Genomic DNA, 22,800 nt, shown 5'->3' with positions numbered 1-22,800 from the left:
CTATCTAACCATATCTCTTGAAATCTCGTTCAGGGAATGAGCACCACACATTGCCATCGTATCTTTTAACTCTGCCGCAAGTTTTGAAGTATAGGCTTCCACACCTTCAGCTGCCCCTCCATATACTGCGGTTACATACGGACGTCCGATCAATACTGCATCTGCACCAAGAGCAAGTGCCTTAAAGATATCCACACCAGAACGAATCCCTCCGTCAACCAGAATCTTCATATCTCCACCGACAGCATCCACGATCTCTCCAAGCACTTCTGCCGTTGCAGGGCACTGATCCAGGACTCTTCCTCCGTGGTTCGATACCACAATGGCAGATGCTCCTGCTTCTTTCGCCTTTAGTGCGCCTTTGACCGTCATTACACCCTTGATAATAAACGGAACACCTGCTGCCTCTATGATCTCACGCAGCTCTTCTACCGTCTTACTTCCTGCCGGCGGGGTCAGATTCTGAAGGAACGGAAGTCCCGCAGCATCAATATCCATTGCGACAGCAAACGATCCGCATTCCTTGATCATCGCAAGCTTTTCTTTCAATGTATCAATATCCCAGGGCTTTACCGTCGGGATCCCTTTTCCGTTTTTCTGCCGGATCGCCTTTGTTGCAGCAACCATCACCGCCGGATTGGTTCCATCACCGGTAAATGCTGCAATTCCTGCATCTGCACAGGCAGATACCAGAATATCATTGTATTCCAGATCGTCATACTTGTCTCCGTAATGAAGCTTCATCGCCCCGATCGGAGCTGCAAAGATCGGATAGCGAAACGTTTCTCCGAACAGTTCCAGTGAAGTATCTACTGTCTTGTTCTCACAGATTGTATCCATATTCACACACAATTCCTGCCATTTATCATAATTGCGGATCGCTACGGTTCCACTTCCCTTTGCTCCAGGTCCCGGCATCTTGCTGCCACAGGCCTTTCCATTGCAGACAGGACATGCCTTACAATGCGGGCCCATACATGTTTTTGCATTCTGTAACACTTCTTCGTATGTCATAATCCATTTTCCTCTCTTCTTTCAAAAATGCCTCTTCCTAAAAGTATACTGAATTTTTCATCTGAATTCAACCATCATGATATTTTTCTTTACCCGGATGCCCAGTGCCGCAGAATCCTTTGTAGAGCGTATCTGACATCCGGATCTTCTCAGACGTTCCAGTGTCTCCTGATGCGGATGCCCATAACGATTATTTCTTCCGGCCGATATCAGCGCATACGCAGGCTGTACCTGTTCCAGAAATTCCTCTCCCGACGAATTTCCGGAACCGTGATGCGCCACCTTCAGAACATCCCACCGGGTATCTCTGTATTGCTCTTTCAGAATCTGCGTCAGACATGCCTCTCCCTCCCCTTCCAGATCTCCGGTAAGCAGCATATCGAACATGTCATACTGCAGACTCAGTACCAGAGATGACGCATTTCCCTTTTCCTGCGGTTCTTCCGCTTTGGGAAACAGACAGGTCAGCGTCATCTCTCCTTCCCGGATTGTCTCACCCGGTTCCATGACTGCCACCCGGATCTGAGCACTTTTCGCAAGCTTGTACAGCGCTTCCAGACTGTCATCCCATGTTTTCCGGTTCGGGAATACCAGTGTATGAATCTTAATTCCCAGACGCTGTCGTTCGATCAGTTCCTCTATCCCATTGATGTGATCACTGTCTCCATGTGACACAAATACATAATCCAGCTGATAGATTCCTCTGGATTTTAAAAAGGATTCCATCCGGTAACGTCCCACATGTTTCACATCACTGCTGCCTCCGTCCATCATATAGGTTCCCCCGGACGGCCCCTGCATTACAACGCAGTCTCCCTGTCCCACATCCAGCATCGTTACCTGAAGCATTCCCCTCTCTTCCGGTCTGCAGGTCAGGATACATACTGCTGCTCCCCACAACACACATGCATACACATATTTTTTCCATCCCTTTGCTTTACCTCTCAACATCAATATAACGATTGCAAGTATGCTATAATACACCACGATCTTCCAGATCTCCGGCTTTCCAGGTACAAGCCTTGCACCTGGGATTTTCAGCACATATGCACAGCTTTTTTCATACATTTTCAGAATCCATCCACAGAATCCAAGAATCACTTCCGATACAGGGGCACAGAAAATACTCACCAGACTTCCAAGCATTCCACAGAACAAAAGCACAGACATCAACGGTATCACATACAGATTCAGAAGAACAGAATACATCGGTATCTCATAAAAATAATACAGAAGAACCGGAAGCAATACAATCTGTATACTGATACTTCCCCATATTCCTCCTGCCGGAATATTCCCAGACAGAGATGACGCAAGCATCATGGAAAGAACCGCACCAAACGACATCCAGAATCCTCCGTCTGTCAGACTGAGCGGTCTCCAACACAACACAATAACAGCTGCAAGGGAAAGTGCGGTCGGGCTGTCATAGTGTGCTCCCGCAATATCCGCTCCCACACGAAGCAGAAACATAACCAGCGCGCGCACCACAGAAACGGTACATCCAATCATAAGAATATACAGACCCAGAATCAGAATGCCTCCAGCACCTCCGGCCAGATAAGACCCGGTCATTCTGCGAAGCAATTGGTAGATCCCCAGACCCACAAAGGACAGATGAAGTCCCGAAACAGCCAGAACATGGGCGATCCCATTGGCCTGATACAGATCTTTCACATCCTGATCCATACCGGTTCTGTCTCCCAGCAGCATGGCACTTAAGATTCCTCCTTCCTTTTCTCCCATGGTCTTCTGAAGTCTTTCCTTCCATGCGATCCGGAACCGATACAGCATATCCCGGCACTTCCAGACATCAGAATCCGCAAGCTTTATCTGTGATGCCCATACCATTCCATGAATATCCTGCCTTTGATAATAAAGCTTCTGATCAAAATTCCCCGGATTTCTTGCATGATCAAAAAACGCCGCCTCTCCCAGCACCGTAACCTGATTGCCAATATGCAGTTTTATATCGGAGTCTGTATAAATAAGAATATTTGATTCCCGAAATGATCGGTCTTTAGAATCAACAGAATTGTTTTTCAGATAAATTGCACGATATGTATCCTTCTGATCTATGTAGCTGACGGTTCCACTGACAGTCAGCACCTCCTGCTCCTGTACATATTTTTCAAGCAGAGAAGGCTTAAGTTCCTTAAGAAACCTCTGCCCTCCCCATCCAACCGCAGGCACGATCACAGACAGAATGATTAGGCATACCGTGAATAGCGGTCTGTTTTTCATCTTTTTCTCCCATCCGGCAGATCGCCTTGTCATTATTCCACGAGTTCCGGATTCCGGGACAACGGTTTGCTCAGATCCACCTGTCCCATATAATTAATGTCAGACTGTCCGTTCACAGAGATCTGAACCTTACTGATACTGCCTCCGTCCACGATAGAATTCACAATAGAATACACCGTAAGCTCCGGATTAATCAGATACGAATTATTCAAGAATCCCTCATCCAGATTGACATAACAGATATGATCCTTCACAGAAACGCTCATAACTTTTGTTTCCGAAGGAATAGCGAGCTGTGCTCCTTCCGCCAAAGGCCCCCTGATCAGCTGCTCTACGATCAGTTTCTCCTTCGACATATTACTATTGTAGCGGATACTGACCGACTCTTTTACAAGCTTATCTCCCTGACTGTTCGGAAAATACAGATTCAGTTCTGCAGTCTGGTAAGAATGAAGTGTAGAGCCCGTATTCTGAATAAAATCTTCTGCTCTCATATATCCCACATCACTTCCCTGACTGTCTTTCAGCGGTTCGCCTTCTATCAGAAAGTATACATAATTCACCCCCTGTATCTGCCCAAGATTCTGCACCACTGCTGCCCGAAGCAAAACTTCCTGTGAAGGTGTCATCTCCTGATACTGACCGTTGAAACATATTTCCAGTTTTCCGTCTGAATATTCCCATCCGGTCACTTTTACACCTTCCGGGAACACACTTCTGTAGTCTTCGGCATCTGTTTTCTTTGGCATCTCTTTCAAGACATCTTCAATCTTCTCCTCTGTTGTACTGCCTGATGTCTTATATTCTTCTTTGACCAGCGCCGTACCCTCCTGATTCGCATAATACAGTCCCTGATCCGAATCACTCAGCTGCTCTTTTCTTCCACATCCCGTCACCATAATAATGCATACAGCAACACTCAGTACAATCTGATATCTTCTTTTTTTGCTCATTCTGCATTCCTCCCAGGTTATCTGACATACGTGAGCGGAATCCGTATGGTAAATGTAGTGCCTTCTCCCAGCTGACTGAACACTTTAATCGCACCTCTGTGCATTACCACTGCACTCCTTGCGATAGCCAGTCCAAGACCCGTTCCGCCGATCTCCCTGGAATGAGACTTGTCCACTCTGTAAAATCTCTCAAAAATATGCTCTTTCGCCTCATCCGGAATTCCAATACCCGAATCTGCCACTTCAATATAACAATTCTTATGATCTGCATTCAGAGAAACATGAACCCATCCATTTTCCTTGTTATATTTGATCGCATTTTCCACCAGATTAGAGATTGCAAGAGAGAGCTTCGTCTCATCAACCTCTGCTGTCACCGGACGAAAACTCTCATACACTACTTCAATATTCCGGGTTGCCGCGATCGGTCTCAGCCTCTTTAATATACGTTCCACCAGCTCATTCATATTTTCCGTTTTGATATTCATCGTATTGGCGGAATTCGCTGTCTTATCCATCTTGACCAGAGACAAAAGGTCATTAATAATTTTATTCTCTCTTTCAATCTCCTCTGACATATCTCCCATAAACTCCTGATAAAGCTCAACCGGAACATTTTCCTGGGACAAAAGAGAGTCTGCCAGAACTTTCATGGAGGTGATCGGCGTCTTTAATTCATGCGAGACATTTGATACAAATTCATTTCTTGAATCATCCAGTGCTTTCATTCTTCCTGACATCTTATTAAATGCATCCGAGATATCCATCGTCTCTGTATAAGTATTTTCATGAAGATAATCTTCATTATATCCTTCTGTAGCCGCCGAGATCGACCTTGTAATTCGTATAAACGGCTTTGTCATCCTGAGGCCTGACAGAAAAGCCACAAGCAGGATACCCAAAGAAGCAATCAGGAGTATCACATTTCCCTTATTATTCAGAACTGCCAGATTTCCCTCAATATAATCCGTAGACACGCTCACAAGCATAACACCTGCCACCTGATTTCTTTCGGTGCCCGGAATCGGAGACGTCACTTCAATATAATGATTCTTCTTATCATAATCCGTGGTTCCTTTTCCCTGAAAGCATCGAATAACATTCTCCGATACAATCGTCTTTCCCACATCCATGTCATATGTATCTTCTTCAATACGGAAATCTTTGTCTATGACCATCACTCGGCCATTGTAGATATTGGACAGCTGAATAAGCTCCGTACGGATCACTTCCGTCGTACTCCCGGTAGAATAACCGGAATTACTCAGCTGATTGCATAGAATGGTACATTGATTCTGAATCTCTGCAGTTCGTACCTCTACTGCACGTTTTCCATAACTTCCAAGAAGCAGCGTTTTCATGATCAGCATCGGAATAATTCCTGCCAGTATCACCAGCAGGATTATCCGAAAACGCAGGCTCTTGAATATATTTCTTCTAAAATATGTCTTAACCCCTAAAATAATAACCAACGCCCCATTTCGTATATACATATTTCGGATCGCTTGGATTCGCTTCGATCTTTTCTCTCAATCTTCTGATATGTACATCCACCGTTCTTGCATCACCCGGATATTCATAACCCCATACAATATTCAGAAGGTTTTCTCGACTGTATACTTTATTCGGATTCATGGCAAGGAGCTCCAGAAGATCAAATTCCTTTGCCGTCAGATTAATCTCTCTGTCTCCGATCACAACACGACGACTCTCACAGTCAATCTGCATATCGCCTTTTTTGATGACCTTATCACTGCTCTGATCCTTATCACGCTTACTGGTTCTTCGGATGATCGCTTTGATCCTTGCTTTTACTTCCAGAATATTAAATGGTTTCGTAATGTAATCATCCGCACCATATTCCAGTCCCAGTATCTTATCCATATCATCACCCTTCGCAGTAAGCATCACGATCGGAACATCCGAATATTCCCGGATCTGCTGACACACCTCAAATCCATCATACTTCGGAAGCATGATGTCAAGAAGAATGATATCATATGCATTCTCTTTCGCAAGCTTCAGTGCCTCTTCACCGTCATAAGCACAATCCACTTCCATTCCATCCTGTTCAAGGCTGAACCTTATTCCTTTCACAATCAGTTTTTCATCATCTACAACCAGTACTCGTCTACCCATTTTATTACTCCCTTATTACTATACTTTGATCTGGTCCTTTACTTTTTGAAACACACCCTCCTTGATACCTTCTACCTGCATCAGTTCTTCAATATTCTGAAAGCCGCCATGTGCTTCACGGTAACTGATGATAGCAGATGCTTTCGCCTCCCCGATACCGCTCAATGTCATTAACTGCTCCTTCGAGGCAGTATTCAGATTGACTTTTCCATCATCCAGATCATCCCCGGAAGCGCTCTGCTCATCCGACCATGACACTTCCTCGTCAGAAGGTACGTATATCTGCTGTCCGTCTTCCGCCTTTTCTGCCTGATTCAGATAATCTTTCGCCGCCTTTTCCGTCATTCCTCCGGCAGCTTCAATCGCCTCATACAACCGGCTGCCGGCTTCCAGCTCATAAACTCCCGGATTACATACCTCTCCGCACACATGAACGCATATCATCTCCTGTTGGTCCTCTCGTTCCTCTTCCGGCCTTTCCTCCTGCTTTACTTCTTCCTCAATTACTGTCAGTTCTTCCTTCTGATCCGGGATATCTGATGAACACCCTGATACCCAGATCAAGATTGAAAAAAACAATAGATACTGTATCAATCGCCTGATCATACTCATGCATAATTCTCCTTTGCAGTCTGTCGTAACTGCAAATATCCCGCTTATGCCTAGGTAGATTTATTGTACTATTTCCACTGAAAAAATGCAACACCAATCAGGGCAATCCCCATTCCGATCACCTTTCTCCATTCCAGCGGTTCTTTTTCCACACCAAAGAGTCCAAGAAGTTCTATCAGATACGCTACGATCAACTGTGAGATCACGATCAGAAGTGCTGCCTTCGCAGGCCCAAGCTGCTCCATGCTTTTTATCACTGTCCATGTGATCCCTGCTCCTATCACACCTCCCAGCAGCATATAGCGTGGTTCCACTTTCCAAAGTGCTGAAACACTGTCTCTTCCTGTCAACATCCAGATGAACAGGCACAATACAAAAGCACTGAACTGTACCCATGCATTACTGACCCACATGCCTGTTACTTTCGTAACCTGTGTATTGAACACCCCCTGAATACTCATCAATGCACCGGACAACAACGCAATCAAAAAACCAACCATGACATTCACCTCCTACATTCCTGTAATTAGTATATCCAATGATTGGTTTTTTATGTCCCTGCTTTGGAACTATAATACCTTCTTCAGTTTTTCGATCATCTCATCAATGTGCTCCTTCTCAATGACGAGCGGTGGTACAAAACGAATGACATCTGTTCCGGCCCCGATGATCAGAAGCCCCTCCTTCAGTGCGGCATTTGTAATCCCGGATACTGGTTTTGTGACCCGGATTCCCTGCATCAGGCCGGTTCCTCTTACTTCCGTTACACAGTCATATTCCTGAACCAGCATCTGAAGCTTTTCCTTCAGATATTGCCCCATCGCTTTTGCATGTGCCGCTATTTCTTCTTTTTCAAATATCTCTGCTGTTTTACTGACGGCAGCACATGCCAGCGGATTGCCTCCGTATGTCGTTCCATGATCTCCCGGTTCCAGAGAATATGCGGCAACCTCTTCTGTCAGCGCAAATGCTCCTACCGGAATTCCGCTTCCGATTGCTTTTGCCATCGTCATAATATCCGGTCTGGTACCATAGGACTGCCATGCGAACATGGATCCGGTACGTCCCATTCCACATTGCACCTCATCACAGATCATCAGAATTCCCTCTTCATCGCAGAGTTTCCGGATTCCTTTCATGAATTCCTCCGTTGCAAGGTGTATTCCGCCTTCTCCCTGTAAAGGCTCCAGGATCACAGCACAGGTTTTATCCGTAACCAGTGCCCTGACACTGTCCAGATCATTATATTTTGCAAATGAGACGCCCGGAACCAGCGGCTCAAAAGGTTCCCGGTAAGACGTATGTCCGGTCACTGATACTGCCCCAAAGCCTCTTCCGTGAAAAGACTCTTCCATGGCAATAAACTCATATCGTCCGGTACCTTTTTTATATGCATATTTCCTTGCAGCCTTAAGTGCACCTTCCACAGCCTCTCCTCCGCTGTTTGTGAAAAAGATCCGGTCCATTTTGCTGACCCGTTTCAGTGCCTCTGCCGCCTCACCGCATACTGTATTGTAATAAAGGTTCGATGTATGAAACAGTCTGTCGATCTGTGCCTTTAATGCACCGTTCAGCTCCTGGTTTCCATACCCGAGCGAAGATACCGCATATCCCGCCGCAAAATCCAGATATTTTTTCCCTTCTGTATCATACAGATATACACCCTCTCCCCGTTCCAATACAACAGGGAACTGGTTATAGGTGTGTAACAAAGCCTGATTGGTCTCTTCCATATATCGATTCATAATCCTATTCTCCCTGATAATATTTCTCATCCATATCATTCAGAATCGCCGTTCCGATTCCTTTATTTGTAAAGATTTCCAGAAGCAGACAATGTGGAATCCGTCCATCCAGTATATGTACTCTGGATACGCCAGCCTCAATCGCATCTATACAATTCTGAATTTTGGGAAGCATTCCTCCGCCAATATATCCTTCTTCCATTAATTTCCTGCCTTCAGATATTTTCAACTCGGAGATCAGTGTGTCCGGATCATCCGGATCCTTATATACCCCCTCGATATCCGTAAGGAATGCCAGTTTTTCAGCTTTCACAGCTTTTGCAATCGCACAGGCGGCATCATCTGCATTGATATTATAGGTATTATATTCATCATCCAGGCCTATCGGACAGATAATCGGCAGGAAATCCTTTTCCAGAAGATCAAAAAGAATGTCTGCATTCACTTCTTTGACATCGCCAACAAAGCCAATATCTTCACCATCCGCATATTTTTTGTCTACTTTCAGAAGCGCTCCATCCTTACCACTGATACCGATGGCACGAACTCCCAGTTCTTCTACCAGCTGTACCAGACTTTTGTTTACTTTTCCAAGAACCATCTCTACCAGTTCCATTGTGGCATCATCTGTTACGCGAAGCCCGTTGATGAACTGTGGTTTCATTCCTACTTTTCCAACCCACCTGCTGATCTCTTTTCCTCCGCCATGCACAATGATCGGCTTAAATCCAACCAGCTTAAGAAGAGTGACGTCCTGAATGACCTGTGCCTTAAGCTGTTCATCTATCATGGCACTGCCGCCATATTTTACTACAATAATCTTCCGGTTAAACCGCTGAATATATGGCAGTGCTTCAATCAGCACTTCTGCTTTGTCCAGATACTTCTGCATTGATTTTTCCATATTATCACATTCCTTCCGTTTCTTTCTGCAAGCCTGTTTCCTGATAACTATGCTGTCGTTATTTCATTCCTGTAATCAGTCATTAACTTCTGTAATCCGCATTAATCTCAATATATCCATGGGTCAGATCACAGCCCCATGCAGTTGCGCTCTTATCTCCCATCTTCACATCAGCAATTGCGGTAACTTCTGATTCAGACAGGATCCTGGTCGCCTCTTCCTCACTGTAATCGACTGCCGTTCCATCTTCAATGATCTGGATCTTTCCGGCCTTGCTCTCAAAGAACAGATCTACTTTTTCCGGATCAAACTGCGCTCCGGAATATCCCATGGCACACAGGATTCTTCCCCAGTTTGCATCATGTCCTGCAATCGCTGTCTTAGTAAGATTCGAGCATACAATAGATTTTGCAAGTGTCTTTGCCTGTTCTGTACTTTCACATCCGACAGCCTTTACTTCAAATAATGCTGTTGCTCCTTCTCCATCTCCCGCGATTTTCTTCGCAAGATACTCATTGATTACATGGAGTGCATCTGCAAATGTCTGATAATCTTCACTTCCGTATACAATCTCCGGATTCTCTGCCAGACCATTGGCCAGAAGGATCACCGTATCATTTGTAGAAGTATCTCCATCAACGGAAATCATGTTGTACGTATCTCCAACATCCTCACTCAGGGCTTTCTGAAGTGCATCTTTTGTAATCACCGCATCCGTTGTAATAAATGCAAGCATGGTGCACATATTTGGATGAATCATACCGGAGCCTTTTGCCATACCGCCGATGGTAACCGTTTTTCCGCCCACTTCAATCTCAACAGCCAGCTCTTTTTCGCAGGTATCTGTCGTCATGATTGCCTTTGCCGCCTCTGTACCATTTTCCAGAGAAGCATTTTTCTTACCGGCCAGCACTTCCACTCCGGCTGTCAGTTTCGCGATCGGAATCTGTTTTCCGATGACGCCTGTCGAACCGATAAGCACACCATCTGCGGAGATATTCAGTGCCTTTGCTGCTGCCTCTGCAGTATCTTTGCAGTATCCGAATCCTTCGGCACCTGTACATGCATTGGCAATTCCGGAATTAACGATGACTGCCTGCGCTTTTGCACCGCTTTTTACCACCTGCTGATCCCATTTTACCGGTGCGGCTTTTACTACATTCGTGGTAAATGTTCCTGCTGCCACACATGGAACCTGGCTGTATATCATCGCCATGTCTGTTCTGTCTGTATACTTGATCCCTGCTGCTGTTGATGCTGCTTCATATCCTTTTGCTGCGGTTACTCCGCCTTTGATCTGTTTCATATTCTTCTCTTCCTTTCTTTATACCTGTTTCTTCTTCATCCTTTTTATTGAATAAATGCAGTGATATTTTCTTCATTCAGTGTAAAATCATAATAATTCAGATCTTCTCTTCCAGTCCATCCGATCTCTTTCCAGAATGCATTGCCGATATCGTTCTTTGTAAATGCAATGAGGGATACTTTATTGATCTGTTCCCTTTTCAATGCCTCCATGGCAAATACTACCATTGCTTTCCCGATTCCTCGCATCCGATACTGCTCATCTACACATACATGATACAGGCATCCCCGCCTGCCGTCATGTCCGCAGAGAATCGCACCTACAATTTTTCCGTCTTCTTCTGCCACCACACTGGTTTCAGGATTTCGTTTCAGGAATCGCTCCACACCCTCTCTGGAATCATCTACACTGCGGATTCCAAATCCTTTGATTTTCATCCAGAGAGCACGGACCCGATCATAATCCTCAATCGTCATTACTCTTATCAACATCGTTTTCTCCTTCCTCCTTATGTTTACGGGAACATCGGAACCAGTTCCAGTCCCTCGCTCTCCGGAAGGCCAAACATCAGATTCATATTCTGAACCGCCTGCCCTGCGGCACCTTTCACAAGATTGTCAATTGCCCCCATCATAATAATACGATTTGTTCTGGGATCAATCTTAAAATTAATATCCACATAGTTGCTGCCTTCCACCCACTTTGTCTCCGGACAGACATCCTTTTCCAGCACACGGATAAATTTCTCATCCTTATAATACTTATCATATATTGCTTTTACTTCTTCATATGTAACATCCTTTTTCAGTGATGCATACTCTGTTGCGAGAATTCCACGATTCATCGGTACCAGATGTGGAGTAAAGTTGATGATGACCTGTTCTCCTGACGCATAGCCAAGCTGTTCTTCAATCTCCGGCGTGTGTCTGTGTGTGGCAACACCATAAGCCTTCATATTTTCATTGACCTCACAGAACAGATTCTGAACCTTGGCCCCTCTGCCCGCTCCGGAAGTTCCGGACTTTGCATCCACGATCAGAGTATTCATATCAATGATTCCTTCCTTTGCAAGCGGATACGCCGTCAGAATCGAACATGTTGTATAGCATCCCGGATTGGCAACCAGTCTTGCTTTCTTCACATCTTCGCGATTGATCTCGCATAATCCATATACTGCTTCTTTTATAAACTGTGGACTTTTATGTTCAATCCCATACCATTTCTTGTACGTCGCAACATCTTTAATACGATAATCTGCACTCAGATCCACGATCTTCGTCTTTGACAGAATATCCTCCGTAAGCATTGAAGCACAGAATCCCTGCGGCGTCGCCGTAAAGATCACATCCGCCTGCTTTGCAAGCTCTTCCATATTATCATCCATACATTTTGCATCCACGATCCGGAACATATTCTGATATACATCCGCATACTTCTTATCTATATAACTTCTGGATCCATACCAGACAATTTCCACATCCTTATGTCCCATCAATAATCTTACCAGTTCACCGCCGGCATAGCCGGTTGCGCCAATAATGCCTGCCTTAATCATATATAAACATCCTTTCCGGGGTGGGGACGGGGAATTTTTAAAAATCCTCCGTCCCAAATTAAAAATCCCTTGTCCCTTTTTCAAAATACCCTGTCCCCAATTTAAGAACTTGCATAATTATACATCTGTATCGAATATTGTTCAAGTATTTTTTTGAATTTTATATGCATATTTTTATACATTTTATGCATAAAAACCACTTTTTTAAGTTTTATATAATTTTTTCTTGCATATTTATAAGTTATGGTGTATAGTAATTTTTGCAATTCAAAAAGTAAATATTACTCAGATAAACTATTTTACATCAGGAGGATATATAAGATGAAAGAGAAAGTTGTATTAGCATATTCCGGTGGTCTTGATACCACAACTGTTATTCCGTGGTTGAAAGAAACCTTCGGCTATGAGGTTATCTGCTGCTGTATTAACTGCGGACAGGGAGAAGAACTGGATGGCCTGGATGAAAGAGCAAAAATGTCCGGTGCTTCAAAGTTATATATTGAAGATATCATAGATGATTTCTGTGATAATTATATTGTTCCATGTTTACAGGCACATGCTGTGTATGAGAATAAATATCTTCTCGGAACAGCCATGGCACGTCCGGCAATCGCAAAACGTCTGGTTGAGATTGCGAGAAAAGAAGGAGCTGTTGCCATCTGCCACGGCGCAACCGGAAAGGGTAATGATCAAATTCGTTTTGAGCTCAGCATCCGCGCTCTCGCTCCGGATATCAAGATTATCGCTCCTTGGAGAATGACGGATGTATGGACCATAGAATCCCGTGAAGATGAGATCGCATACTGCAAACAGCATGGTATTGATCTTCCTTTCGACGCAAAACACAGCTACAGCCGTGATCGTAACTTATGGCATATCAGCCATGAAGGTCTGGAACTGGAAGATCCTTCTCAGGAACCTAATTACGACGATCTGCTGGTACTGACCGTTCCACCGGAAAAAGCACCTGACAAAGGCGAATACGTGACTATGACATTTGAAAAAGGAGTACCAAAAAGCATCAACGGAGAAGAGATGAAGGTATCTGACATCATCTGCAAGTTAAATGAACTTGGCGGCAAACATGGAATCGGTATCTGCGATATCGTAGAGAACCGTGTTGTTGGAATGAAGTCCCGTGGTGTCTACGAGACTCCCGGCGGAACCATCCTGTACGAAGCTCATCAGCAGCTGGAAGAACTTGTATTAGACCGTGCAACTTATGAGGTAAAAGAAATGATGAGCAATAAGTTATCTCAGGTTGTATACGAGGGAAAATGGTTCACACCTCTGCGCGAAGCCATTCAGGCATTCATTGAAAGCACACAGGAATATGTAACCGGCGAAGTAAAATTCAAACTCTATAAGGGAAATATCACAAAAGCAGGTACTACTTCTCCATATTCCCTGTACAACGAATCCCTTGCAAGCTTTACAACAGGCGATCTGTATGATCATCATGATGCAAGCGGTTTCATTAATCTGTTCGGACTTCCTCTGAAAGTTCGTGCTCTGAAAATGCAGGAAGTCGAAACCAATCAGAATTCAATCTAATATTCACCCTCATAAAAAACGTTTCCGGAAAAAATGCGGAAACGTTTTTTTGATATCTTACACTTCTTTTGTACTTTTTTCTGTGAAATGATAATATCGCTGTATATGATCATGGTAAAAGTATGTCCATATGCAGCGTCTTTTTTATTTATTCAATAATCATCAGATGACTATCTTCGAATAATAATACGAAGAGAGATACAACAAATGAAAGTAGCAACAACCATCAAAGAAACAAGAGAACTGGTAAAAGCATGGAAAAAGGAAGGCCCTTCTGTAGGACTGGTTCCTACAATGGGCTATCTGCATGAGGGACACATGACGGACTTGCAAAATCTTCCCGCAACACTTATCTGAACCCGGAGGAAAGACAGGCCGCCCTTTGCCTTTCCCGCGCTGTCAAAAAGGGACAGGAACTGATTACAGAAGGCTGCAGCTTTACGTGCGCATGAATCAGAAGGGATTTATATTATGAAAAAATCGGACAAATCAGCAGCTTTTTATCCCGTAACATCGGAATTGTAATCATCATTTTTTCCATCATTGCTTTCTTCCGGCCGGAATCCTTTTCCTGGGCAACCAACTATACTTCAGCTTTTCTGGCCGCTGCCATGTTCGGAATGGGACTTTCCATTACCCTGGATGATTTTAAAATAGTATTTACACACCCGAAGGAGATACTGATCGGGTGTCTGTCTCAATTTACCATTATGCCGCTGACTGCATATGCACTGGCAAAACTCTTTTCACTCAGTCCGGAGCTCGCCATCGGCGTTATTCTGGTTGGATGCTGCCCGGGCGGAACCGCCAGCAACGTCATCACCTATATCGCAGGCGGAGATGTGGCATTGTCTGTCGGTATGACAACCGTTTCCACTCTGATTGCACCGGTCGCAACACCTACACTGGTCTATCTGCTTGGCGGTACCTGGGTGGAAGTCTCTTTCCTCAGTATGGTATTGTCCACTGTAAAGATCGTACTGCTTCCCGTACTCCTTGGTATCGTAGGAGCCAATGCTTCCAAGATCACAGGCTGTGGTTTCCTTGTGCTGCTCATCGTCATGCTTCACAACCTGGTTGGATTGTTACTTGGACTGGGAATCGGACATGCAGCACATCTGGACGATCGAAAGACAACTGCCCTGGCCATTGAGGTCGGAATGCAGAACAGCGGACTTGCCACTTCTCTGGCAGCTGCACATTTTGCCATGTATCCACTGGCTACACTTCCCGGAGCAATCTTCAGTGTGTGGCACAATATTTCCGGTTCCATATTTGCAAGCATTCGAAGAAGAAAACCGGAAAATACAAAAGAATCTATACAGACCAGCGCAGACATCATGGTAGAATAATAATCGTTCTGCCAGCGTGAATCATGCAATTTCCCCGGGGAAAGCCGTACAGGCAAATGTCCATTGTGGCATCCCTGAGGGAATTGCATATATGAAAATTGTATATATCAGAATATCTTCAAACGGATCAGGAACCTCTTTTTTCAGAATATGATTATACACTTTGCAGGATTCTTGCCGCATTTCCATACCAGATCTTATCAATCTGACTTTCTGCCACACCCGATCTTTTCAATGCATCCCACAATCTTTCCATCTGTGATACATCCGGAATCTCCATAATCTCCATCCCGTCAAAACCATCAAAGTCCGTGCCAATTGCCGGAAATTCACTTCCACCCACTTTCAGCATATGAAGGATATGGCGAACCATCTGGTCAACGGAAGACACCTTTGGATTTCCGAGGAAAGGTCCATAAAAATTCACTCCTGCAACGCCTCCTCTCCCGGCCAGTGCACGTATCATATCATCTGTAAGATTTCTTGGGTGAGTTGTAAGTGCCCTGCAATTGGAATGAGAAGCCACCACCGGTCCCCCGGCACATTCCAGTATATCCCAGAATGTTCCATCAGAAGCATGCGACACATCTACGATCATCCCCAGCCGCCCCATATATTCCACGACCTCTCTTCCAAAAGGCTTCAGCCCTTCTTCCATGATCGACGCATCCTGACTGTTCGGAAATCCAATGCAGTTTTCATAATTCCATACCGGTGTAATCAGCCTTATCCCTTCCCGGTACAATTCCTCCAGACGTTCCATCCTGCCGTTCAGAACTCCTCCCTCTTCTACTGTCAGCACTGCAGATATCCGCCCCTGATTCATATGGTCTTCTATCTTACTCCAGGAATCTGCCAGCGACAGTTCTTCCGAAAAGTGCTCTGTCTGACGCTTCATATACGCAATCATCGTTCTGACATGTTCATAAGCGCTGTCATAACCTCCGGCATTTTCATACTCTCCGAACCATGTGAAACAGGCAAAAAACTGCACCGTTGTTCCCGCCGCCTTCATATAAGGAATACTGACACTGCAATGATTCTTCGACAGGTCCCCTTCTTTATCCAGGTCCAACAGTTTCCACAAGGTATCACAATGCATATCGATCAACTTCATCTTTTCTTCTCCCTTTTACTTTCTACTACTATACAGCCATAACTGCCACATAAAATATATATGAAAATTATATCAGATTATCAGCAAAAAGGAGAGCATCCATGAAACCAATTATCGGAATTATTTCCTGTGGATATACCGGCAGCCATCAATATGTGCCTGCTTCCTATCTATGTGCAGTTGAATCCTGCGGCGGCATTCCCGTCATTCTTCCAATCACATCCGACGAAGAATTCTATTCTTCTTATACCCAGATATGCCATGGCTTTCTTTTCTGTGGTGGCGATGATATCAATCCTCTGCTATTCGGAGAAGAATCCCGGACAGATAAAGGAAGCTATGATACCCGGACAGACATTTTTCATCTATCCTTCATGAAATACATATTGAATTCTCGTCTTCCCGTTCTTGCAATCTGCCGTGGAATGCAGGTCTTAAACGTGGCACTTGGCGGAACTATCTACCAGGACATCTCTCTTCGCCCTTCTCCTTCTCTGAATCACATGCAAACATCAAAAAACCGGTCGGATACCTGCCATCGAATTACCGTCTCCCCCGGCAGTATGCTGTATCCGTTTCTTCAGGATTCTGTTCTTGTAAACAGTTTTCACCATCAAAGCATTCATGTCCTCGGTCAAGGATTGAAGATCAGTGCAATTGCATCAGATGGAATCATAGAAGCAATTGAAACGACAGATCATACATATACGTGTGGTGTTCAGTGGCACCCCGAATGTATGCTTGATTCATCACCAGACATGAAATATATATTTAATTCTTTTATCAATAGTTCCAAAAATTCCAAAAATTTACATTATATTTTCTCCGACAACCAGACATACTAATTTTGAATTCAAAAAAGGGGGAATTTATTATGGCCGAAATATCTGTACTTGACTTACAAAATCTCCGCCATCTGATCGGCGGATATGACACCAGCCACTGCAAAATGCAGGATTATGCTTCTCAGGCAAAAGACCCGGAGGTTAAAAAGCTTTTCCAGGATGCCGCCGAATCCGCCATGAAAAACAAACAGGATTTGATGAAATTCTTATAGGAGGTTCTGATATGTTAGACGAAAAAACAATGGTCAGTGACGCTCTGGCAGGCGTCAACGGAGAACTCGTCCGCTATGGAGAGATGATCTCTCAGACAGAAAACAAGGAGTTAAAACAGTGCCTGAAACAGATCCGCAATCAGTGTGAAATGTCTCAGGAACAACTTTATCAGGTTGCAAGAGAAAAAAGCTATTATGTTCCTGCCGCAAAAGCAACACAGCAGGAAATTAATCATGTAAAATCCGTTCTTGCAGGATTATCCATGAAATAATATTATATTTTTCAAAAAACAGCAATTATGCAGAAAACTTGTAATAATTGCTGTTTTTTATTTACATTTTTCAATATGTATGCTATAATTTAGACAATCTAATTATATTCTTAGTACTTTTTTCAGTACTTCGTTCGTAAAGCATTTTTCAAATTTTTACAATTTTCCCAATTGGTTGATTTTTATATAGTATTATTATGTCCTTTTTTGCATGGAATCTATCCACATACAGGATACTTTCTATCCTTCACACTTCTGCACGTTCTGTGCTTTATATAAAGCGCTGCCAGATCTTCTTCTGCCAGCGCTTTTTTCTGAAGTTTTTTGCATCTATCCGATCTGTTCATCCGTACTCAAATGTCCCTTCTCAACATTAGGACTGATAAAATGATCCAGGGCGTACTTCCATAAAACCTCTGATCCTTTGTGTGTATTTTTATTTCTTCCCATCACCTGGCTCAGATGAACATTATGCTCCTCCCATGCTTTTCCATCCGTAGCATCATTTAACATGATCGGCTGAAGGTTGTCCATTGTCCTTGCAAATCTCGCTTCCTTCGATTCACAGGCCTCAAATTCTTCCCACAAATCCTTCATTTTCTTTCCCTGATCCTCCGGGAGCATGCCAAAAATTCTCTCTGCCGCCTTTTGTTCGCGTTCCTTCTGCGTTTTTTTAGCTTCCTCATCATAAGCATACGTATCCCCGGCATCGATTTCAACAATGTCATGGATCAGAAGCATGGTCACCGTCTTCAGCACATCTATCTCCTCATTCGCATACTCACTCAGCAGGATCGTCATAATCGCCATATGCCATGCATGTTCTGCATCATTTTCCTTACGTTCTCCATCCGTCAGATAAGTCTGACGGCCAATAAACTTCTCCTTGTCAATTTCCCTGATAAAATTAAACTGCTGATCTAAACGTTCCATTATCACTTTCCTCCTTTAACGTGATAAAAAGGGGACGGGGAATTTTTAAAAATCCTCCGTCCCCTTTTTATCGCTTTAACGTTATGCAGTCTTTGCAAATTGTGAATTATATAATTCTGCATAAAATCCGTTCTTTTTCAACAATTCTTCATGATTGCCCTGTTCTACAATGTCTCCGTCCCGCATGACGAGTATCAGGTCTGCATCCCGAATCGTCGACAACCGGTGCGCGATGATAAAGCTGGTTCTTCCCTCCATCAGGGTATCCATCGCCTTCTGAATCTGTATCTCCGTTCTTGTGTCTACGGAACTGGTAGCCTCATCCAGTATCAGTATCTTTGGATCTGCCAGAATTGCTCTTGCAATAGTAAGCAGCTGCTTCTGTCCCTGGGAAACGTTGCTTGCTTCTTCATTCAGTTCCATATTGTAGCCACCCGGCAGTGTCTGAACAAACCGGTGGACACGCGCTGCTTTTGCGGCTTCCACAACCTCTTCATGTGTTGCATCCAGTTTTCCGTACCGGATATTATCCTCAATACTTCCTTTGAACAGCCAGGTATCCTGCAGAACCATACCGAACATCTGACGGAGCTCTTCCCGGTTAAAGTCGCGGATATCATGACCATCCACTTTGATTGCACCACGATTGACATCATAAAATCTCATTAACAATTTTACCATAGTTGTCTTTCCTGCGCCAGTAGGACCTACAATTGCAATCTTCTGCCCCTGTTTTATTCCGGCACTGAAGTCTTTGATGATAATGTGATCCGGATTGTAACCAAACTGAACATGATCAAACTCTACATTTCCTTCCAGACCCTCTATCGATACCGGGTCAGGAACGGTCTGCGCTTCCTCACGTTCCTCCAGAAATTCAAATACCCTCTCCGAAGCTGCCGCTGTAGACTGCAGCATGTTAGCCACCTGTGCCACCTGCTGAATCGGCTGCGTAAAGTTCCGGACATACTGTGTAAATGACTGTATATCCCCCACTTCAATCGCCTGTTTCATTGTCAGGACTCCGCCAAGAATAACGACACCGGCATAACCGAGATTGCCGACAAACTGCATGATTGGCATCATCATTCCTGACAAAAACTGGGATTTCCACGCGGACTGATACAACATTTCATTATCTTCATCAAATGCCCGGATTACATCTTCCTCTTTATTAAAAGCCTTGACAATATTATGTCCTCCATAAACTTCTTCTACCTGTCCGTTTACATGTCCCAGATATTCCTGCTGATTTTTAAAATATTTCTGAGAGTGCTTTACAATCACAGATATCATTCCCATGGAAATCGGGAGGATCAAAAGGGCGACCACTGTCATCAGAGGGCTGATACTCAACATCATAATCAATACACCTATGATCGTTGTAATCGAAGTAATGAGCTGCGTTGCACTCTGATTCAGGCTCTGACTCAGTGTATCTACATCATTGGTAATTCTGGATAACACTTCTCCGTGTGTCATCTTGTCATAATAATTCATCGGCAGACGATTGATCTTTTCTGAGATCTCTTTTCGCATACGATATGTCAGCTTCTGCGAAATTCCCGTCATGATATATCCCTGTATAAAGGAAAACGCTGCACTGGCCATATATAAGCACAGAAGGAGCAGAAGAATCTTTCCGATCTTTTCAAAATCTATTCCACTTCCTCCGGACACTTTTCTTACCAGTCCGTTAAATATTTCCGTAGTAGCTTTTCCAAGCACCTTTGGACCAACAATATTGAAGATCGTGCTTCCGATGGCAAATACACAGACAAAGAACAACGCTGCTTTATATTCTGCAAGATATCCTGCCAGTTTTTTCATCGTGCCCTTAAAATCCTTTGCTTTCTCAGTTGACATATGTTTTCCATGTCCCATACCTTTTGCCATATTAGCCCACCTCCTTCATATCATTTTCCAGTTCCTGCTCTGACATCTGCGAAGAAGCAATCTGATAATATGCGTCACAGTTTTTCAGCAGTTCTTTATGAGTCCCTTTTCCGACGATCTGTCCGTCTTCCAGAACAATGATCTGTTCTGCATGCAGAATAGTACTGATTCGCTGTGCGACAATCATAACCGTACTGTCTGCCGTCTTTTCTTTTAACGCTGCCCGAAGTGTTGCATCTGTTCTGTAATCAAGTGCAGAAAAGCTGTCATCAAAGATATACACATCCGGATGCTTTGCAATCGCTCTCGCAATCGATAATCGCTGTTTCTGACCTCCGGATACATTAGACCCTCCCTGTGAGATCGCACTGTGATACTTTTTCTTCTTCTGTTCAATAAACTCTGTTGCCTGTGCGATGGAAGCTGCTTCCAACATCTCTGCTTCACTTCCTTCCGGATTACCGTACATAATATTAGAAGCAATATCTCCGGAAAACAGAATCCCTTTTTGCGGCACATATCCCAGCTTTTCACGAAGTTCATGCTGAGACACTTCCCGGATATCCTTACCGTCAATGGTAATTCTTCCTTCTGTCACATCATAAAATCTGGGAATCAGATTAACAAGTGTTGATTTTCCGCATCCTGTACTGCCGATAAATGCAGTTGTCTCACCAGGTTTTGCAGTAAAGGATATATCATGCAGAACATCTTCATCAGCCCCCGGATATCGGAAAGACACATGATCAAACACGACCTCACCTTTTCCGTCTTCTGAAAGCCTTTTCGGCTGTTTGGGATCATGTATCATCGTATCGCTCTTCAATACTTCATCTACACGCTCTGCAGACACTGCAGCTCTTGGAAGCATAACAGAAATCATACAAATCATTAAGAACGACATGATAATCTGCATAGTATACTGGATAAATGCCATCATATCTCCGACCTGCATTGCCCCATCATTGATACTGTGCCCACCGACCCATACAATCAGAACTCCAATGCCATTCATGATAAACATCATAAGAGGCATCATCAGAGTCATTGCACGGTTTACAAATAAATTCGTTTTTACCAGATCTTTATTCGCCACATCAAATCGTTCTTCTTCATGTTTCTGTGTACCAAAAGCACGGATAACCTGAAGGCCGGTCAGAATCTCTCTGCTTACCAGATTCAGCCGATCCACCAGTTTCTGCATGATCTGAAATTTCGGCATAACCACAATAAACAGTACTGCTACGATGCTCACGATGATTCCGACTGCAAGTGCAATGATCCAGGACATGTCCACATTCGTATGAAATACTTTCCAGATACCGCCGATTGCCATGATCGGTGCATACATAACCATTCTGAGTATCATGACGACAAGCATCTGTATCTGTTGTATATCGTTCGTACTTCTTGTAATCAGCGATGCTGTGGAAAACTTATCAAATTCCCCATTGGAAAATCCTACTACCTTCCGGAACACATCTCTCCTCAGTCCACGGCCTACGCCGGCACCGATCCGGGATGCCATAAGTCCTACCAGAATACTTGCCACCATGCCAAGTGCAGCCAGCGCAAGCATCTTTCCTCCTGTGCGCAGAATGTAGCGGATCTCGATCTCATCCACATCCATTCCGATATGTTCATATGCATTTCTGATATAAGATGCAGCTGCCTGCTCGATCATGGAATCCGGCATATCACTTATTTTTTCATCAATCTGCTCCTGCATCTGCTCTTTCATCTGTTTTGTCATATCACTGTCAGAATCAAATCCGGTTACAAGAAACATTGGTTTTCCAAGCACGGACGATAATTGTTCCATTTTTTCTTCGTTTTTTTGAACAGAAGATTTTAATTCCATAACGATCCCGTCATATCCATACGATTTTGTCGTCTCAGTATATGCTTTCATTACAATTTCCTGTTCTTTTGAAGGAACAAACAAAAGTAGTTTTTCCAGATCTTCTTTTGCGATTGTCTCCGGAACGGTCTCATCGATGCCCCCCTGCTGGATTCCTACATTTACAATATCAGAAGTATATGTCGGCAAGGAGAGATCACAAAATGCCTGGACAACCAGAACACAGATCACTGCCACAACACCTCCGGCATATGGCTTTAAAAATTTCAGTAATTTCCTCATGTTT

At 43.9% G+C, this 22,800-nt stretch carries 21 protein-coding genes and 1 pseudogene; 6 read left to right on the top strand and 16 right to left on the bottom strand.

Annotated features, from left to right (window positions below):
• The 12 genes from ABE547_RS12510 to argC form a co-directional block, all read right to left on the bottom strand.
• Entirely contained in the window at positions 1-1,014 is a 1,014-nt protein-coding gene (locus tag ABE547_RS12510; RefSeq protein ID WP_347379096.1) for an alpha-hydroxy-acid oxidizing protein, read from the bottom strand.
• A 57-nt stretch (positions 1,015-1,071) separates the two neighbouring features.
• Positions 1,072-3,258 (bottom strand): DNA internalization-related competence protein ComEC/Rec2, encoded by a 2,187-nt coding sequence (locus ABE547_RS12505; protein WP_347379095.1) that lies wholly within the window; start codon positions 3,256-3,258, stop codon positions 1,072-1,074.
• 32 nt (positions 3,259-3,290) lie between these two features.
• Positions 3,291-4,211, bottom strand: a complete 921-nt coding sequence (locus ABE547_RS12500) for a GerMN domain-containing protein (RefSeq protein ID WP_347379094.1) — start codon at positions 4,209-4,211, stop codon at positions 3,291-3,293.
• 17 nt (positions 4,212-4,228) lie between these two features.
• Complete coding sequence (locus tag ABE547_RS12495) at positions 4,229-5,704, bottom strand: ATP-binding protein (protein ID WP_347379093.1); 1,476 nt, start codon at positions 5,702-5,704, stop codon at positions 4,229-4,231.
• On the bottom strand, positions 5,661-6,350 hold the full coding sequence (locus ABE547_RS12490) for a response regulator transcription factor (RefSeq protein WP_347379092.1): 690 nt from the start codon (positions 6,348-6,350) through the stop codon (positions 5,661-5,663). The genes ABE547_RS12495 and ABE547_RS12490 overlap by 44 nt, the downstream gene beginning before the upstream one ends.
• Before the next feature lie 18 nt (positions 6,351-6,368).
• Positions 6,369-6,962 carry a helix-hairpin-helix domain-containing protein gene (locus ABE547_RS12485; protein ID WP_347379091.1) on the bottom strand — a complete coding sequence of 198 codons (594 nt, stop codon included), beginning with the start codon at positions 6,960-6,962 and terminating at the stop codon, positions 6,369-6,371.
• Positions 6,963-7,030: 68 nt separating this feature from the next.
• The gene (locus ABE547_RS12480; protein ID WP_347379090.1) at positions 7,031-7,462 is read right to left on the bottom strand and encodes a DMT family transporter; all 432 of its coding nucleotides are present in this window, start codon (positions 7,460-7,462) and stop codon (positions 7,031-7,033) included.
• 69 nt (positions 7,463-7,531) lie between these two features.
• On the bottom strand, positions 7,532-8,707 hold the full coding sequence (locus ABE547_RS12475; RefSeq protein ID WP_347379089.1) for an aspartate aminotransferase family protein: 1,176 nt from the start codon (positions 8,705-8,707) through the stop codon (positions 7,532-7,534).
• A gap of 4 nt (positions 8,708-8,711) precedes the next feature.
• Positions 8,712-9,611, bottom strand: a complete 900-nt coding sequence (gene argB / locus ABE547_RS12470; protein WP_347379088.1) for an acetylglutamate kinase — start codon at positions 9,609-9,611, stop codon at positions 8,712-8,714.
• A gap of 82 nt (positions 9,612-9,693) precedes the next feature.
• Positions 9,694-10,917: a bifunctional glutamate N-acetyltransferase/amino-acid acetyltransferase ArgJ gene (argJ, locus tag ABE547_RS12465; RefSeq protein ID WP_347379087.1), complete on the bottom strand. Its 1,224-nt coding sequence runs from the start codon at positions 10,915-10,917 to the stop codon at positions 9,694-9,696.
• A 44-nt stretch (positions 10,918-10,961) separates the two neighbouring features.
• Positions 10,962-11,405 (bottom strand): GNAT family N-acetyltransferase, encoded by a 444-nt coding sequence (locus tag ABE547_RS12460; protein WP_347379111.1) that lies wholly within the window; start codon positions 11,403-11,405, stop codon positions 10,962-10,964.
• A 26-nt stretch (positions 11,406-11,431) separates the two neighbouring features.
• Positions 11,432-12,472, bottom strand: coding sequence for an N-acetyl-gamma-glutamyl-phosphate reductase (gene argC / locus ABE547_RS12455; RefSeq protein WP_347379086.1), 1,041 nt, complete (start codon positions 12,470-12,472; stop codon positions 11,432-11,434).
• 321 nt (positions 12,473-12,793) lie between these two features.
• Here argC and ABE547_RS12450 point away from each other — a divergent pair, with 321 nt between their 5' ends.
• From ABE547_RS12450 to ABE547_RS12440, 3 genes and pseudogenes are all read left to right on the top strand, one after another.
• Positions 12,794-14,026, top strand: coding sequence for an argininosuccinate synthase (locus ABE547_RS12450; RefSeq protein ID WP_347379085.1), 1,233 nt, complete (start codon positions 12,794-12,796; stop codon positions 14,024-14,026).
• Positions 14,027-14,233: 207 nt separating this feature from the next.
• Positions 14,234-14,344 (top strand): annotated as a pseudogene (locus tag ABE547_RS12445) (pantoate--beta-alanine ligase); the annotation flags it as partial.
• A 134-nt stretch (positions 14,345-14,478) separates the two neighbouring features.
• Complete coding sequence (locus tag ABE547_RS12440; RefSeq protein WP_347379110.1) at positions 14,479-15,378, top strand: bile acid:sodium symporter family protein; 900 nt, start codon at positions 14,479-14,481, stop codon at positions 15,376-15,378.
• Positions 15,379-15,532: 154 nt separating this feature from the next.
• Here the strand turns inward: ABE547_RS12440 and ABE547_RS12435 are convergent, their stop codons facing one another.
• A complete protein-coding gene (locus ABE547_RS12435) occupies positions 15,533-16,495 on the bottom strand; it encodes a dipeptidase (protein ID WP_347379084.1) in 963 nt (320 codons plus the stop codon).
• Positions 16,496-16,596: 101 nt separating this feature from the next.
• On the opposite strand from ABE547_RS12435, the gene ABE547_RS12430 reads away from it, so the two are divergent.
• The 3 genes from ABE547_RS12430 to ABE547_RS12420 are packed head-to-tail and all read left to right on the top strand — an operon-like array spanning position 16,597 to position 17,824.
• A complete protein-coding gene (locus ABE547_RS12430; protein ID WP_347379083.1) occupies positions 16,597-17,340 on the top strand; it encodes a gamma-glutamyl-gamma-aminobutyrate hydrolase family protein in 744 nt (247 codons plus the stop codon).
• A gap of 29 nt (positions 17,341-17,369) precedes the next feature.
• A complete protein-coding gene (locus ABE547_RS12425; RefSeq protein ID WP_235251008.1) occupies positions 17,370-17,552 on the top strand; it encodes a hypothetical protein in 183 nt (60 codons plus the stop codon).
• An 11-nt stretch (positions 17,553-17,563) separates the two neighbouring features.
• The gene (locus ABE547_RS12420; RefSeq protein ID WP_347379082.1) at positions 17,564-17,824 is read left to right on the top strand and encodes a spore coat protein; all 261 of its coding nucleotides are present in this window, start codon (positions 17,564-17,566) and stop codon (positions 17,822-17,824) included.
• Between the two features lie 330 nt (positions 17,825-18,154).
• Here the strand turns inward: ABE547_RS12420 and ABE547_RS12415 are convergent, their stop codons facing one another.
• The 3 genes from ABE547_RS12415 to ABE547_RS12405 all read right to left on the bottom strand — a co-directional run bounded on the left by ABE547_RS12415 (position 18,155) and on the right by ABE547_RS12405 (position 22,796).
• Complete coding sequence (locus tag ABE547_RS12415) at positions 18,155-18,757, bottom strand: HD domain-containing protein (protein ID WP_347379081.1); 603 nt, start codon at positions 18,755-18,757, stop codon at positions 18,155-18,157.
• 81 nt (positions 18,758-18,838) lie between these two features.
• A complete protein-coding gene (locus ABE547_RS12410; protein WP_347379080.1) occupies positions 18,839-20,653 on the bottom strand; it encodes an ABC transporter ATP-binding protein in 1,815 nt (604 codons plus the stop codon).
• Between the two features lies 1 nt (position 20,654).
• Positions 20,655-22,796, bottom strand: a complete 2,142-nt coding sequence (locus tag ABE547_RS12405; protein ID WP_347379079.1) for an ABC transporter ATP-binding protein — start codon at positions 22,794-22,796, stop codon at positions 20,655-20,657.
• Positions 22,797-22,800 lie beyond the last annotated feature (4 nt).

The sequence above is a fragment of the Dorea sp. YH-dor226 genome, assembly GCF_039832105.1.
Taxonomy (GTDB): domain Bacteria; phylum Bacillota; class Clostridia; order Lachnospirales; family Lachnospiraceae; genus Dorea_A.
The sequence above is the reverse complement of the archived record's forward strand: the minus strand, read 5'-3'. Positions and strand labels throughout refer to the sequence as shown.

Coding starts and splice junctions, on each gene's coding strand:
- ABE547_RS12510 (WP_347379096.1), bottom strand. CDS start 1,014: ATGACATACGAAGAAGTGTTACAGAATGCAAAAACATGTATGGGCCCG.
- ABE547_RS12505 (WP_347379095.1), bottom strand. CDS start 3,258: ATGAAAAACAGACCGCTATTCACGGTATGCCTAATCATTCTGTCTGTG.
- ABE547_RS12500 (WP_347379094.1), bottom strand. CDS start 4,211: ATGAGCAAAAAAAGAAGATATCAGATTGTACTGAGTGTTGCTGTATGC.
- ABE547_RS12495 (WP_347379093.1), bottom strand. CDS start 5,704: ATGTATATACGAAATGGGGCGTTGGTTATTATTTTAGGGGTTAAGACA.
- ABE547_RS12490 (WP_347379092.1), bottom strand. CDS start 6,350: ATGGGTAGACGAGTACTGGTTGTAGATGATGAAAAACTGATTGTGAAA.
- ABE547_RS12485 (WP_347379091.1), bottom strand. CDS start 6,962: ATGAGTATGATCAGGCGATTGATACAGTATCTATTGTTTTTTTCAATC.
- ABE547_RS12480 (WP_347379090.1), bottom strand. CDS start 7,462: ATGGTTGGTTTTTTGATTGCGTTGTTGTCCGGTGCATTGATGAGTATT.
- ABE547_RS12475 (WP_347379089.1), bottom strand. CDS start 8,707: ATGAATCGATATATGGAAGAGACCAATCAGGCTTTGTTACACACCTAT.
- argB (WP_347379088.1), bottom strand. CDS start 9,611: ATGGAAAAATCAATGCAGAAGTATCTGGACAAAGCAGAAGTGCTGATT.
- argJ (WP_347379087.1), bottom strand. CDS start 10,917: ATGAAACAGATCAAAGGCGGAGTAACCGCAGCAAAAGGATATGAAGCA.
- argC (WP_347379086.1), bottom strand. CDS start 12,472: ATGATTAAGGCAGGCATTATTGGCGCAACCGGCTATGCCGGCGGTGAA.
- ABE547_RS12450 (WP_347379085.1), top strand. CDS start 12,794: ATGAAAGAGAAAGTTGTATTAGCATATTCCGGTGGTCTTGATACCACA.
- ABE547_RS12435 (WP_347379084.1), bottom strand. CDS start 16,495: ATGAAGTTGATCGATATGCATTGTGATACCTTGTGGAAACTGTTGGAC.
- ABE547_RS12430 (WP_347379083.1), top strand. CDS start 16,597: ATGAAACCAATTATCGGAATTATTTCCTGTGGATATACCGGCAGCCAT.
- ABE547_RS12425 (WP_235251008.1), top strand. CDS start 17,370: ATGGCCGAAATATCTGTACTTGACTTACAAAATCTCCGCCATCTGATC.
- ABE547_RS12420 (WP_347379082.1), top strand. CDS start 17,564: ATGTTAGACGAAAAAACAATGGTCAGTGACGCTCTGGCAGGCGTCAAC.
- ABE547_RS12415 (WP_347379081.1), bottom strand. CDS start 18,757: ATGGAACGTTTAGATCAGCAGTTTAATTTTATCAGGGAAATTGACAAG.
- ABE547_RS12410 (WP_347379080.1), bottom strand. CDS start 20,653: ATGGCAAAAGGTATGGGACATGGAAAACATATGTCAACTGAGAAAGCA.
- ABE547_RS12405 (WP_347379079.1), bottom strand. CDS start 22,796: ATGAGGAAATTACTGAAATTTTTAAAGCCATATGCCGGAGGTGTTGTG.